At 51.5% G+C, this 14,548-nt stretch carries 11 protein-coding genes; 6 read left to right on the plus strand and 5 right to left on the minus strand.

The window, feature by feature from the left end:
- The first annotated feature begins 7 nt into the window (after nucleotides 1–7).
- The 5 genes from DW033_RS03030 to DW033_RS03050 are packed head-to-tail and all read left to right on the plus strand — an operon-like array spanning nucleotide 8 to nucleotide 8,908.
- Nucleotides 8–862, plus strand: coding sequence for a hypothetical protein (locus DW033_RS03030; RefSeq protein WP_022192147.1), 855 nt, complete (start codon nucleotides 8–10; stop codon nucleotides 860–862).
- A 21-nt stretch (nucleotides 863–883) separates the two neighbouring features.
- Nucleotides 884–3,400 carry a hypothetical protein gene (locus DW033_RS03035; protein ID WP_122382430.1) on the plus strand — a complete coding sequence of 839 codons (2,517 nt, stop codon included), beginning with the start codon at nucleotides 884–886 and terminating at the stop codon, nucleotides 3,398–3,400.
- Between the two features lie 14 nt (nucleotides 3,401–3,414).
- Entirely contained in the window at nucleotides 3,415–4,908 is a 1,494-nt protein-coding gene (gene preA / locus DW033_RS03040; protein WP_122382431.1) for an NAD-dependent dihydropyrimidine dehydrogenase subunit PreA, read from the plus strand.
- A gap of 4 nt (nucleotides 4,909–4,912) precedes the next feature.
- Nucleotides 4,913–7,048, plus strand: coding sequence for a DUF5686 family protein (locus DW033_RS03045; RefSeq protein ID WP_122382432.1), 2,136 nt, complete (start codon nucleotides 4,913–4,915; stop codon nucleotides 7,046–7,048).
- A gap of 18 nt (nucleotides 7,049–7,066) precedes the next feature.
- Entirely contained in the window at nucleotides 7,067–8,908 is a 1,842-nt protein-coding gene (locus tag DW033_RS03050; protein WP_122382433.1) for a hypothetical protein, read from the plus strand.
- A 101-nt stretch (nucleotides 8,909–9,009) separates the two neighbouring features.
- Here the strand turns inward: DW033_RS03050 and DW033_RS03055 are convergent, their stop codons facing one another.
- Genes DW033_RS03055 through DW033_RS03075 form a run of 5 tightly spaced genes read right to left on the minus strand, consistent with a single transcriptional unit; the run spans nucleotide 9,010 to nucleotide 13,877 of the window.
- Complete coding sequence (locus DW033_RS03055) at nucleotides 9,010–9,624, minus strand: aminotransferase class IV family protein (RefSeq protein ID WP_005862170.1); 615 nt, start codon at nucleotides 9,622–9,624, stop codon at nucleotides 9,010–9,012.
- A complete protein-coding gene (locus DW033_RS03060) occupies nucleotides 9,608–10,615 on the minus strand; it encodes an aminodeoxychorismate synthase component I (protein WP_036617906.1) in 1,008 nt (335 codons plus the stop codon). Before DW033_RS03060 ends, DW033_RS03055 begins: the two co-directional genes overlap by 17 nt.
- Nucleotides 10,615–11,490, minus strand: coding sequence for a carbon-nitrogen hydrolase (locus DW033_RS03065; protein ID WP_005862165.1), 876 nt, complete (start codon nucleotides 11,488–11,490; stop codon nucleotides 10,615–10,617). Before DW033_RS03065 ends, DW033_RS03060 begins: the two co-directional genes overlap by 1 nt.
- A gap of 19 nt (nucleotides 11,491–11,509) precedes the next feature.
- Complete coding sequence (locus DW033_RS03070) at nucleotides 11,510–12,538, minus strand: agmatine deiminase family protein (RefSeq protein WP_122382434.1); 1,029 nt, start codon at nucleotides 12,536–12,538, stop codon at nucleotides 11,510–11,512.
- Entirely contained in the window at nucleotides 12,528–13,877 is a 1,350-nt protein-coding gene (locus DW033_RS03075) for an MATE family efflux transporter (protein ID WP_009017488.1), read from the minus strand. The genes DW033_RS03070 and DW033_RS03075 overlap by 11 nt, the downstream gene beginning before the upstream one ends.
- A 62-nt stretch (nucleotides 13,878–13,939) precedes the next feature.
- Between DW033_RS03075 and DW033_RS03080 the strand changes: the two genes are divergently transcribed.
- Nucleotides 13,940–14,416: a GAF domain-containing protein gene (locus DW033_RS03080; RefSeq protein ID WP_122382435.1), complete on the plus strand. Its 477-nt coding sequence runs from the start codon at nucleotides 13,940–13,942 to the stop codon at nucleotides 14,414–14,416.
- Nucleotides 14,417–14,548 lie beyond the last annotated feature (132 nt).

A 14,548-nucleotide genomic window follows, 5' to 3' on the forward strand; every position in this document is an offset into this window, starting at 1 on the left:
TAGCGATATGAGACATTTTACACTCCTACTCTTATCCGTTTTTACTGTCTATCAAGCCAAGGCGGATATATTGATCCCCTTAGACAAATATCCTACGGGGGAAAAACGTTTCAACTTACAGATCAACGGAAGTCACGATACCAGTACCCCTTGGCTCTCCACCACGTCATTTGGCGTGGATGAAGATGGGCAGATGGGAAACCCGGAGAATTGGACATCCGAACAAATCGACGAGGACAATCACTCGGTAAGTCACCGACTCATCATGAACAGTATTTCCCTGCGCCTCTCCTATCGTGTATGGGACAATCTCAGCCTGTGGGCAGGCATCGGTACCACCAACTTCACCCACGAGGAGACTTTCCGAGATGATGACGACCTAAGCAGTACCATCTTCAGCAAGAACATGATACCCATCTACAGCGGAGGGCTAGGTTACGGCCATGCCTTCACCGACCGCTTTTTCATGTCTACCCAACCCGGCGTGCGCTATGCCAACAGCGATAACATGACCACCGAGGTGTATTACCAAGGCAAGACCATCCCCTTGCGAGACCTCAGCCTCAACCGCCGTTACCTAGAGTGGGCCGTGCCCGTAGTAGCCGGATACGCACTGGGCAATTTCGTGCCCTACGCCGGCATCCTCTACAAGGACTACACGATGAAAGACCGGTACGAGTTCACCAAGACATATGCCGGCGAGGACTATACCGTTCGTATCGACGAGACCTTCCACGCCCGTCACAAGCTGTACGCTTTGGCCGGGGTGAACTATTTCCTCGCTGACAACATCTCGCTCGGAGTAAACGGAAGCTTCGGCAAGAGGCAGTCCGTACAGTTACAATTCAATATCAGTTTCTAAACCTCTTAAACAGATATATACATGAGAACGACACTCAAAGCACAAGCGATACGGCTGATCGCCATATTTTTGCTTATCTGTGCCTCTACCACCACCGTCAAGGCACAGATCAGCCAACATCCCGAACTGTATAAGGTGAAAGAATTCCACAATATCGATAAAGACGGAGGGGCCTATTACTGCTTCACCGACGCACAATACTACCAAGGGAAGCTCTACGGGGTCTACATAGATAATAACGGCCCCTCATCCATACGCCTCATCGCTTTCGAGGTGAACGGCGAGACCCGGACAATGGAACAATCCACCGTTGGCGACACCGGTAAGAAAATGATCTTTCTCAATGATTTCGGCGTATACCAAGATGCCGAGATCATCGTATACCGCAATCGCTTCTACGTGCTCTGGAAGAATAATACCAATGGCCAGATATGGATCGGCGAGGTGGATATGAAAAAGGGAGAATACAAGAAAACTCGTATGCTCGATGACGGGAAAACTTACGCCAACTTCGCCGCCACCATCTACCGTGACAAGATCTGCGTCATCCTACACCGCCGCACCAACAAGAAACTGCAAGTCTACCAATACGGCGACCCCGAGCTGAACAGCGGCTGGGACTGGTGCGGCACCGTGCGCAACGCCGGACACGATAATATCGAGCTAAAAGGCTCAACAGGCATATCAATGGAATACGATCCCGACGACCACTGGGACGCCACCTCGTGGTACGGCTACGACGACACCGAGAAAAAGAACGTGGAGAAACTCATCATAGGCCGACTCAAGAGCGGTACCTTCGAGGCATTCAGCTACAGCGGCGAGTATGGCAAGGATAACATATGGCCCTCCAACTGGGAAGAATACGCGCATCACGACATAGGACGCTCGAAGACCTTCTCGCTCAAGCTCATCCAAGCCGATATAGAAGGCTACGCAGCCGACAATACCAGCGGCTACAAAGCTTCCTCAAATCCCCTGATCTTCAGCTACTGTACCTATGATGGCAAGGGAACGGGCGAACACTTCCTAAAGAAATTCTACCCCGGCAGCAACAGCTTCGCCACCGACGCACCCATCTACACCGACCTGCCCTACGGCTACACGGTCGTAGCCACCGCAGCAGATCCTACCACCGAGACAGCTCCCGGCGGAGGGCTCTACTACAAGCAATATATCTACCTGCTGCGAGGTAACCAGACTCCATACCATTGGTACAAGCACGCCTACATCGCCTCCATCCGCTCCAACGAGATCGTAGAGAGACGCAGTTCCTTCAACGACGAGAAGGCCCTGTTCGGCAACAGCGAGCTACGTAACCTCGTGCGTCTCATCGGCATCATCGAAGGACCACCTCCAACGATAGTGGATAATAACGACTGGTTCAAGGATCTCGGCGTAGCCTCCAGCCTCTCCTTCACCATGGGATCGGGCACCAGCAACTCCGTGAGTCGGCTCTACAAGAGCGATCTCAAATGCTCCTTCGGGCCGCATACGGACAAACTCACGGCAGCATTCGGCGGCGGATACTCCTTCCAGAAACAACACGAGGAAGTAACAAGCCAGTCCGAGTCCATCACCGTTACCTTCGAAGCAAACGACACAGCAGACTACCGGGCCATCGCCCTCTACTCTGTACCCATTCTGACCCGTTGCGACCTAGAATACCTCTCCCCCACCCGGAGACAGAGTGTACGAATGCCCATATTCAGCTATACTTACATGACACGGCAGAGTATCAAACAAGTAGAAGTGCCTCTCGACCTAGAGCCTTTCCGCATAGACAATCCAAGCAAACTTGGAGACTGGGAGGCCCGTGAGATCCTCACCATGACCGCCAGCGAGCCAAATGTCAGCAAGTCCGTCAACTTCAGCCTCAACTCCGAACGGATCGACATGACGCTGGAAACCAGCGGCACAATCTCCGACAGTCAGACCAAAGGTGCCATCAGCCTTATGGATTTGAAATTCCCCTTCTTCCAACTGGAGAACCAAAGTTCTTGGGAATGGACAGACCAGACCACGGCGACAACCTCGCAGGGTATCAGCGCATCCTATTCGAAGATACGACGCACGGACAAGCACGTCAGGCCGGAAGAGACAGCCGAGTCCTTCTCATCCACCCTCTATCTGCTCACTGCCGAGAAGTCGAACACGCTCCGTGACCAGTACTACCCCAAGCTACTCGAACGGAAGATTAGCTTCGGCACCGACACCTTTCCCTTCATGGTAAACAGCGACAAACCCTTCGTATTGGCGTGGGACATCAACAACATCACCTATGTACGAGGTGACGTGAGCATCACCGGAAATGAGGTGGTAACGGCCGATGAACCCCTGTCTATCCGCTTCCTCGACGGCATGCTTACGGTAGATTGCCTGCCGGGAGCCACCGTCAACGTCTACAGCATGAACGGCACGTTGGCTGGTCACCAGCAAGCGGTATCCGGAAAAGCAATCTTCAGCCTGCCCGGACACCTATATACCGTAGAGGTAGTGACCGAACGTTACCGGAAAGTACAGAAAGTAGTGAGATAATACAGTTAGAAGCCATGAAGACAAACCTCCTCCAGAGAAAACGCCTCCTAACGGAAGAATCGAATCGCTGTTATCTGTGCGATGACCCTGTCTGCACGAAGGCATGCAAGCCCGGACTAGATCCGGGCCGCTTGCTGCGGGCCTGTAAAATGGACAACCTAGCGGGAGCTATCCTCCGGGCCTACCGGATGGAAGCCTGCAAGGATTGCGACGGGCATCCTTGCGAGAAGGCCTGCCTCCGCGGACGAACCGACCGGGCGATATCCATCACCCAGATCGTACGGCAATTACAAGATATGCCAAACCCGACGGATAGCTCTCCCCTCACTTCGTCTCCGGACTTGGCGATCGACTTTTGTGGTGTCCGCTGCGCCAACCCCTTTATACTGGCCTCCTCGCCCGTAGCCCATAATTACGAGATGTGCGTCCGGGCCCTCGAAGCCGGTTGGGCCGGTATCTGCTTCAAGACGATATCATTCTATCCAAGCCATGAGGTATCCCCCCGCTTCGACCAAATGGAGGTGGATGGCGTGCCTTTCATCGGATTCAAGAACATGGAACAATTGTCGGAAGCCTCTGTCGAAGAGAATTTCGATACTCTCTATCGCCTCAAGCAACGCTATCCTGACAAATTAATCATCTCCTCCATTATGGGACGGACAGACGATGAGTGGACACGGCTTGCCCAATATTCCACGCAGGCTGGGGCCGATATCATTGAGTGCAACTTCTCTTGCCCACAAATGACGCAAGAAGGGATGGGCAGCGACGTAGGACAAAGCCCGGAACTGGTACGCCGGTTCACCGCCGCCACACGCCGGGGTACCCATCTGCCGATACTAGCGAAGATGACACCGAATATCGGGCAGATGACACCCGTGGCGCTCGCCGCCCACGAAGGAGGAGCCACCGGGATAGCCGCCATCAACACCATCAAATGTATCACCCGTATCGATGAGAAAGCACTTACGGCCCGGCCCGTTGTCTGCGGACTGAGCAGCGTGTCCGGCTATTCGGGGAAAGCCGTGCGCCCTATCGCTCTCCGGTTCATACATGAGCTGGTGAGCGATCCTTCTGCCGGCAAGATGCCTATCAGCGGGATAGGCGGTATAGAGACTTGGCGGGATGCCCTCGATTTCCTGCTACTAGGCTGCACGAACCTACAGATATGTACCGCCGTGATGCAATACGGCTTCCGGATCATCGACGATCTATGCGAAGGGTTACGACTGTTCATGCAAGAGAACGGATATAAAACCCTATCCGACCTCATAGGTATCGCTTTACCGAACATCGTACCCCCCGAGAAACTGGAACGTACGCAGATACACCGCCCGACAGTAGATAACAGCCTATGCCTCGGCTGCGGACGCTGTTTCGTTTCCTGTAACGACGGTGGACATCAAGCTATCCGTTTCACCTCTATGCGCAAACCGGTGATAGACGAGCAAAAATGTGTCGGCTGCCATCTTTGCGCATTAGTATGCCCAACCTTCGCCATACATTGACAGGATGAGGATCGAGACGGGACACCTTATTCTACTATCCATACTTCTTCTGTGCCCGCTAGTCCATTCAGACCTGCGGGCACAAGAGAAGACACCCGTCACACGAGCCGACTCCATCATGCGGCAGGTAATCCATCAAGCCCCCATCTACGAGCACGTCCTCGAGAGCTATGAAGCGGAGACCTACGTGAAAGGCCGTACGCACGTTCCCCGGAAGAACAAGCTGCTACGATACGCCTATCTGGTCTTCCCGATAGAGCGTCATCCCCGCGATGCCTTCTTCGAGATGAGTGGCCTCACCCACTACGACGCTCCCAACCATTATCGCAACGAGATTGTAGCCATCAACAGCAGCCATCTCGCCGCCGGAAGGCATTACAAGGAGATAGCCTCGTTCGTCAACTTGAACGTCTACTCCCCCACGATCTACAATAAGGGAATGATCATGCCACTCTCGCCCGATGCTTTCAAATATTACACGTTTCGGCAGGAAGGCACGGACACGATCTCCGGCATCCCTGTGTATAACATCCGTTTCACCCCTCGCCAATGGAGCCAGAAACTACTATCCGGAAACCTGTACGTAACCGACGAACTCTGGACCATCGACCGTATCGAGATACAAGGGCACTCCTCTTTCTCCGAGTTCAACCTAAGCATACGTTTCAACCGTGACGAGAAGCATTTCATCCTCCCGGAAGAGGCTGACCTGCAAGTCTGCTACCATGCCCTAGGCAACCGGATAGAGAGCGACATCCACGCCGCTTTCCGCTATAAATCGATCTCTTGGGTAGAGGAAGACCATGAGAGCAGGAAATTATACTCGCTCGATCAAACCCAATACTATACGATCACCTCCGACACACTCTCCTTTACCCAAGACAGCACTTATTGGAACAGCCGGAGGGACAAGCCGCTCACTACCGACGAGAAAGCCTTGTACACCACCGGAACGAACGTGGTGAGGACGGAAGCGGACAGCAGCGCTCTCACTCGCTACCTCCAACTCGGCGAGCGGCTCACCAGCACGGTCAACAGGGATTACAAGAGTACTCGTGTGAAGTATTCCGGCCTTCTCAACCCGTTCCAGCTATCTTTCGGAAGCAACGGGATCACCTATAAGCAAGAAGCACGTATCAGTAAGACATTCGAGCATGACCGTCAGCTACGCTTCCACCCCGAGATCGGTTTCCTATTCAAGGAGAAAGAGCTACGCCTACGGCTAACAACCGACTGGGAGTATCACCCCGAGCGTCAAGGCATCCTCAACCTCACGATAGCCAATGACAACCAAAGCTATTCCTCCGAAGTGATCCACCAGATCAACGAGATCCTAAAAGATACCCCAATCCGTTTCGAAGATCTCAACTTGAAGTATTTCCAGCACTACTATGCCAAGCTGATGAACCAGATAGAACTGATGAACGGCTTCCGGCTCTCGGCCGGACTCGCATACCACTATCGTACGCCCGTGAAAAAGAATAAGGATACCGGATTGGATCTAAAGGATCATAATGAGTTCACCCCGGTTATCGGCCTTACCTACACGCCCCGGCAATATTACTGGATGGACGGTTACCGGAAAGAGTACCTACATTCCCATTACCCGACCTTCCGGATCGAGCTGGCACGAAGTATACCGGACCTGCTCGGCTGTACGGGAAATTATTGGCGGATGGAGGCCGGCATGAACCAGACCGTACGGCTGGGCTTATCCGAACGACTGAGTTACAATCTAAGCGGTGGACTCTTTTTTAACCAGCATAACATGTACTTCGCCGATTTCAGCTATTTCGCCAAACGTTATTTCCCCGAGCCTTGGGGCGATCGGTTTGGCGGGATCTTTCATAATCTGGGTGGGGATTGGTGCAATGCCTCCGACAAATATATTCAAGGGCACCTCATGTACGAGAGCCCATTCATTCTATTGCGATTCCTCAAGCCCAATCCCAAGGCGCATAAATACCTCGTGTCCGAACGTTTCTACCTCAGCCAGCTATGGACTCCCGTATTGCCGAATTACAGCGAGCTCGGGTATGGTATCGGTAGCGACCTTTTTCATATAGCGCTTTTCCTAGGCTTCGAGGAGTTCAAGTATCAAAGCGTCGGGTTGAAGTTCGCACTTGAGTTATTCAGATAATTATAAACAAGTATAGATATGAACAAGAGAAACACTATTAAACGACTTCTTCACCGCAGATGCCTACTTATGGGTATCAGCGCAATAACAAGTTCGGCCTTCGCATGGGATTTCGCCGAGCATCGTAAGATCGGCGACCGTGCCATGAGCCTTCTCCCACGTTATCTGGTGGAAAACGGGATCTTCCCCAACGAGGCCGTCGCCGATAGCGCCTTGCTGCAAATCCTCAACATGTCGCATATGCCCGGCTCGAACGCCTACGCCATGAATGAGCTGACGCAGTTGCCGAATATCGTGACCTACGGTACGCTTTGCGGATTGGCCGGCGACCATGTGGAAAATCCCATGCTCTTGGAGACAGGCCTGCAGACCCATTTCTCCAAGACGAACCGTACGCTGGCTTTGGAGACACAAGCCATGAACGAGTTCCTCACCGGAGCCAACAGCAAGGAGCTACTCGACATCAATCTGGCTTACGGTATCCTAGCGATCAAGGACCTCTCCCACTTCTACGCCTATGGCAAGGGATTGAACGAGCATTTGAAGATGATCGACCCCGAGCTGATCCGCCGCCTTCAACGCCCCTCGGAAGTAAACAAGGTCTTCAATAAATTGAATCAGTTGCCCTCCATGAGCAAGTATTTCTGCATCCACATCTTCGCTATCTACCTAGCGCAAGAGGCAGGTAAGGAGATGCGTAAAGGAGATACGCAAATGGCCAGTAACCTTATGTTCTACGCCACGATGTACGAGGCTTTCGCCGAGCATTTCCTACAAGACTCCTTCGCCTCCGGACACCAAATGGTACGTAGGGGCTTCTCCGCCTCCGCCGTATCCAATAATAAGAGCTTGCACGATTTCTACAATACCATCCCCGTACAGACTGCCAACCTAAAGGGTGAGACTTGGAGCGCTTACGGCGATAAACGTCTGAACCAAAACACGATGGAGTACAACGAGGCCGATGATTACCGGCATATCCGGGTAACGGAGAAACATCCTTATTCCTTGGAGAAAGGCGATAGCTACGAGCGGGAGACGAAGGTATTCTACCAAGTTGTGACCGCCACCTGCGAGTCTATCATAGAAGTCTGGAAAGCCTACCAGAATGCCTTGGAAGGATCAGACGAGAATATCTTGAACGAGATCCCTTCCGAACGAGACGACCTGCCCCAGTTCGTCTACGATCGTTTCCCGGTAATCAAGGATTTCCCGATCCCCTTCGGGACGGATCTGGATGACGTCCCCTTGGAAGCTTCCGTCGCCGACCGCAAGGATGAGCTACAGCTGATCGTACAAGAGCCTTTTACCCGCAACTTTATCCGGTCGAGGGTAGCCAACTCTTTCATGTTCCTGATCGGTACGCCGATCCATAGCAACCGGGACGGTGTCATGACGTATGGCGGTCGCTTGAACGTCAGCATGATCAATTGGCATAAGTTCGGGAAAGGGAAAGGCATGATCATGGAGCCGGGCGACATCGCTCATTGGGTATCCCCTACAATCTCCGGTTATTATATGCACGCCCCTTCCTCCTCCTACACGATCAAGAACTGGAACGTGAAGGCGGGCGCCAATTATAACATGGATATATTCGTTTCCCCGAAACGTTTCCTCGGCCTGTATAGTTATTTCGAGATGGGTATAGACCGCCGTAATGACGAGACCCGTTTCTTGGTAGCTCCCTCGGTCGGTATCCAGCTAGGTTCCCTGATCGGTGTCCATAATTTCAATATGCCGGGATGGTTACGCATCCCATTGGGAATTATCCTCCCCTTGAAATTCGCCGTCACTTGCAATAAGGTGGCCGGCCATCCGGTAGAATGGATCAGCAATATGGAGGTGGATATATTGTTCTAGGAAACACCTTGATTCATGCCTATATAGGTAAGAGGCCACACGGATATCGGCGTAACCCCTTACCTATATAGGCACAGGGCCACGCCGATACTCGCGTAGGGTCATACGTATATTCGTGTGATCTCATCGATTTCACCGAACTCGATCAAGGCGTTAAACAGACGGATCCGGGTATACTTAGGCAGATCCTCTACCGGGATATCCTCGGCCTGTACCAAGCCTTTATCCAATAAGTAAGCACGCATCGTACCACATAACAAAGGGCGTGCGGGAGTGATCCAAGAGGTGCCATTCCAAAGGGCGACATTACAAATGGAAGTATCGGTCAGCAAACCGTCACGGATTATCAAGATATCGTCATGTCCCGCTCGTTGGGCGAATAAATCATTTAGGCATTGACGATCCGTACTCTTATAGGAATAATCGATCTCATCGCATGTAACCAATCGCAAGGAATGAACCGGACGCATACGGTAAGGAACGTATTCTACCTTTAAGACCTCGCGGGTATATTCCACCCGGCATTTGGTACGTTCTTGATGAGGCCCCGGATGAATATAACCCGCGAGATCAATTTCTTCTCTCGCTCCGAATAGCTCCCTGCGGGTACGGTTCATCCGGGCATTATGGTACGGAAGGTTATGTATCCGTCCCTTCTCGATACGGATCGTCTCCACAAACGGACTCCCAGATAAGGTCTCAATAGATGGGCACATATACTTTTTGTTTCATCTCGTTATACTCCGATCTCACCTCACTTTTAGAGGTGATTCCCCCACCGCTCTTGAAAATAAACGAACGGGGAGAGACTTGTTCCATAAAACGGATCATCACGGCGCTGTCTAAATCTTGGCCGTCAAAATACCCCATCACCCCCGTATAGAAGCCCCGCTCATAGGTTTCCGCCTCGGCGATGATCTCCAAGGTCTTTTTCTTGGGAGCGCCCGTGATGGAGCCGGCAGGCAAGAGGCTGAACAAAATCTCCCCGACATGGCCGTTCCATCCTTCCGGCAACCGGCCTCTTATCTCAGAGCTGACCTGCAACAAACTTCCGTTATGCGTACGCAGTTCATCGATATAACGATACCGGGGAACACAAACCTCGGAGGCTACGATACTCAAGTCATTCCGGATCAAATCCACGATCGTGGCATGCTCCGCCGCTTCCTTGGGATCATCGAGGATACGTCTCCGGGCATCGGGCAGCGTAGCGTCGATCGTACCTTTCATGGGATACGAATAGATGAGACCATCCCGCGTCCGCACGAATATCTCGGGCGAGAATACCACGAAACGATCCCGCATCCAAAGCTTATACATCGCCTTGGAATGGTAAAAGATATCTTTCAAGGAGAGGTTCGTATATACCGGAGTAGCGCATGTCAAGTTTACCAAATAAGAATTACCCGCATGGATATGCCGGGAAACCGTCTCGAATGAATGGGCATACTCCTCGAAAGAAACACACGAGGGTTGCCATTCAACAGGTTCTCCGGATATAAGATGAGAGGAATCCCGCAAGTTACATTCGTGATTTATATTCGTAAAGCCGTTCAAATCGTACAATAACTCGGAGGGAGCGATCTCTTCCGGACTCTCCACGTAGATCCGCTCTCGTTTATAATCAATGATAAAAAGGAAAGGCCGTCCCGCTTTCCCCATTTCGTTCATGCGGAAGACGGCCTCTTCTTGCGTGTATTCAGTCATTATACTAAAAATCGTTCTGTCAAACCACCAAACGCATCGATACGGCGATCCCGGAAGAAAGGCCACCAACGACGCACGTTCTCACCGCGAGTCTTGTCGATCTCTATCACACGTACCTCCTCCTCGTCATTCGGGAATACGGTTAATAGCTCACCTTGGGGACCGGCCACAAAACTGTTTCCCCAAAACCGGATACCGCCCGTTTGTCCCGAAGGGTCCGGCTCATGCCCGGTACGATTTACGGAAATGACCGGGAGTCCGTTCGCCACGGCATGTCCCCGCTGTATGGTCACCCACGCACCCAACTGACGGTCCTTCTCTTCCTGCGTATCGCTACTTTCCCAGCCGATAGCAGTCGGATAGATCAACATCTCGGCACCACGCATAGCCATCAAACGGGCTGCTTCCGGATACCATTGATCCCAGCAAACCAACACACCAAGACGCCCTACAGAGGTATCGATAGGCTCAAAGCCTAAATCACCGGGGGTAAAATAGAATTTCTCGTAATAAGCGGGGTCATCCGGGATATGCATCTTGCGGTATTTTCCGGCGATCGTACCGTCTTTCTCCAAGACGACGGCCGTGTTATGGTACAGGCCCGGGGCACGCTTCTCGAAAAGGGAAAGCACCAAGACAATACCCAATTCTTTCGCCAAGGCACCGAAGATTTCCGTCGATGGGCCGGGGATCGTCTCTGCCAAGTCGAACATACTCGTATCTTCCGTCTGGCAGAAATACAGGCCGTTATGCAGTTCTTGCAAGACGACCAATTCCGCTCCCTCCCGGGCAGCTTTACGGATATTTACCTTTAGCTTCTCTATATTCGCCGCTCTATCAGCGGTATTCTTTTGTTGTATTAATCCTACTTTCATATTTAATTGGTTGTAGTTGTTATTCGATAAAGCCTTCTGGATACTGCATCGTTACACAATGCAGGGAACCGTGTTGCTTGATAAGCGGAAGGCAGTTGATGCCTATGATCTCACGGTCCGGGAACGCCTCCCGCAAAGCCGCTTTAGCGATCTCATCCTTCGGTGAGTCATAGAACGGAACCAATACGGCCCCATTCATGATCAAGAAATTAGCGTAGGTAGCGGGCAAGCGCTCCCCTTCCCATTCCACCTTATCGGCCATCGGAAGTGGAATCAGACGATAAGGCTCACCATTCGCCCTAGTAAACTCCTTGATCTCCTCCTCCATCGCCTTCAGTTCCTCATAATGCTCGTCTTCCTCATCCTCGCAGCGGACATAAGCGATCGTATCCTCGCTACAAAAACGGGCGAGCGTATCCACGTGGCTATCCGTATCGTCCCCGGCTAAATAACCGCTGGTAATCCAAAGGATACGATCCAAGCCAAATATGTCTTTCAAATAACGTTCCAATTCCTCTTGTTGCAAATACTCATTACGGTTTACGGATGCCAGACACTCAACGGTAGTCATCAACGTACCTTTCCCATCCGATTCGATACTACCGCCTTCCAGCACGAAAGGTTGCATATTAGCGGGCACCACCTCACCGGAGAAGGTCTTCATATGACAAAGGTTACGGGTAATCAGATTATCATGATTGGCGGCGAACTTCATTCCCCAGCCATTGAACACGAAATCATAAAGCATGGGCGTTCCCTCATCGAAGACGGAGATCCCCCCGTGATCCCGTGCCCACGTATCGTTCGTATCCATCTCACGGAAAATGACACGGTCGTAATCAACCTCACCCAATTGTTCACGTACGGCGGTCTCGTCCGGACAGACAATCAATAACTTCTCTCGCTTGATCACTTCCTTGGCGATAGCCACGAAGCAAGGAATCACCTCGTCCAATATCGGGGCCCAATCCGTATTCTCATGCGGCCACGTAAGCTGCACGGCACTTTGCGGATACCATTCCGCAGGTAATATCACGTTATGTTCCATATTTGAATTGTTTAAATTGTTTCACAAGCACGATCGCCGTCACGATCGCCGCCACCGTGTCGGCGATAGGCATACTGATCCAGACACCGAGAGTTCCGAATAACGGGGGGAGGATGATTAAACAGGGTATCAAGAAAAGCATCTGCCGGGTCAAGGAGAGAAAGATCGCTTTCTTAGACATGCCGATGGAAAGGAAGAAGTTAGTCGCCACCATTTGGAAGCCCACGATCGGGAATACGGCGAAGACGATGTGCAGGCCATAAGAGGCGGCACTGATCAACTCCCCGTCACTCGTAAACATACGGACGATCCACGACGGCACCAACTGGCAAAGCAAGAACCCCAGCGTAGCCACTCCTACCGCCCAGCGCATCGTCAGCCGGGTCACGTCCGTCACCCGGGAATAGAGCCGGGCACCATAATTATAACCGGCTATCGGTTGCATACCCTGATTAAATCCCATGATAATCATCACGAAAAGAAAAGCGATACGGTTCACGATACCATAAGCGCCAATCGCCATATCTCCCCCATGCTCTTTCAATCCCCGGTTGATAAGGATCACGATCAAGCAGGAACAAAGGTTCATCAAGAACGGAGATAAACCGATCGACAAGATACCTTTCACGATCTCCGAACGCAGCCTATAAATACCTTTCTTAAAATGAAGGAGTTGTTTCGGTCTCGAGAAATGAATCAACTGCCCGGTAAGCGAGATCACCTGCGAGATCACCGTCGCCCAAGCCGACCCTTTTATACCCCATCCAAACCCAAAGATAAACAACGGATTCAAGGCACAATTAATAACAACCGACGCCAACGTAGCATACATCGCCATCCTCGGAAAACCCGAGGAGCGCAAGACCGCATTTAATCCCAGATACATATGCGTAACCACATTGCCATACAGAATAATCCGCATATAATCACGGGCATATGAGATCGTGTTCTCACTAGCGCCGAAAAAGTACAGCACGGGATCAAGCAAGAACAAGAAAGCGATCGTGAAAGCGACGCCCAAAACCACATTCAAGATCAACACATTCCCCAACACCTTATTCGCCCCCTCATAATCTTTCTGCCCCAGCTTCACGGCCACCAACGTAGAGGCGCCGACTCCCACCAACGAACCGAAGGCGGCCGCCAAGTTCATCAACGGAAAGGTCAAGGCTAGGCCGGAAATCGCTAACGCCCCCACTCCATGGCCAATAAAAATGCTATCGGCCATATTATATAAAGAAGAAGCTGTCATTGCGATAATCGCAGGAATCGCATATTGCGTAAGTAATTTACCGATAGGCTCGGTCCCTAATACCAATGGAGAATTTTGTTTTGTCATGCCGCAAAGATACGGATATTTCGATTTATTCTTTATATTCGCGACCTTATAATAGTTTAAATATGGCAGAGGAACTACGGATTAAAAACGGTGATAAACAGGAGATGTATGAGACATTGCTCCCGCAAATCGCCTCATTGGTAGGTAACGAGACGGATCAGGTAGCGAACATGGCGAACATCGCCGCAGCACTCAAGCAGACTTTCGGTTTCTTTTGGGTAGGTTTCTACCGGGTCATAGACAATCAGTTGGTATTAGCGCCTTTTCAAGGCCCTATCGCCTGTACACGAATCAAATACGGAAAAGGGGTCTGCGGCACGGCCTGGAAGGAGACCCGTACGATCATCGTACCGGACGTAGACGCTTTCCCGGGACATATCGCTTGTAGCTCGGCGTCACGCTCTGAGATCGTAGTTCCCGTGATATGGGCGGATAAGGTAATCGCTGTCCTTGATATAGACAGTGATCAACCGGATAGTTTCGATGAGACTGATCAGATCTTTTTGGAAAAGATAGTGGAATTGCTTCCTCATCAGTAAGCCTCGCCTCAGTACTTCGCAAGAAGTACTGTAGTACTGCCTAAGAGGTACCGCAGTACTTTGTAAGGAGTACTCCAGTACTATCCGGAGAAATACCACAGTACTTCGCAAGGAGTACTCCGGTACTCTCCC

The organism is Parabacteroides sp. AF39-10AC, from assembly GCF_003635405.1.
GTDB classification, from domain to species: domain Bacteria; phylum Bacteroidota; class Bacteroidia; order Bacteroidales; family Tannerellaceae; genus Parabacteroides; species Parabacteroides distasonis.

Excerpts from the sequence above, each read along its gene's own strand:
- DW033_RS03070 (WP_122382434.1), bottom strand. The coding sequence starts at position 12,538 with ATGGAACATAACGTGATATTACCTGCGGAATGGTATCCGCAAAGTGCC.
- DW033_RS03075 (WP_009017488.1), bottom strand. The coding sequence starts at position 13,877 with ATGACAAAACAAAATTCTCCATTGGTATTAGGGACCGAGCCTATCGGT.
- DW033_RS03080 (WP_122382435.1), top strand. The coding sequence starts at position 13,940 with ATGGCAGAGGAACTACGGATTAAAAACGGTGATAAACAGGAGATGTAT.
- DW033_RS03065 (WP_005862165.1), bottom strand. The coding sequence starts at position 11,490 with ATGAAAGTAGGATTAATACAACAAAAGAATACCGCTGATAGAGCGGCG.
- DW033_RS03045 (WP_122382432.1), top strand. The coding sequence starts at position 4,913 with ATGAGGATCGAGACGGGACACCTTATTCTACTATCCATACTTCTTCTG.
- DW033_RS03055 (WP_005862170.1), bottom strand. The coding sequence starts at position 9,624 with ATGTGCCCATCTATTGAGACCTTATCTGGGAGTCCGTTTGTGGAGACG.
- DW033_RS03060 (WP_036617906.1), bottom strand. The coding sequence starts at position 10,615 with ATGACTGAATACACGCAAGAAGAGGCCGTCTTCCGCATGAACGAAATG.
- preA (WP_122382431.1), top strand. The coding sequence starts at position 3,415 with ATGAAGACAAACCTCCTCCAGAGAAAACGCCTCCTAACGGAAGAATCG.
- DW033_RS03035 (WP_122382430.1), top strand. The coding sequence starts at position 884 with ATGAGAACGACACTCAAAGCACAAGCGATACGGCTGATCGCCATATTT.
- DW033_RS03050 (WP_122382433.1), top strand. The coding sequence starts at position 7,067 with ATGAACAAGAGAAACACTATTAAACGACTTCTTCACCGCAGATGCCTA.
- DW033_RS03030 (WP_022192147.1), top strand. The coding sequence starts at position 8 with ATGAGACATTTTACACTCCTACTCTTATCCGTTTTTACTGTCTATCAA.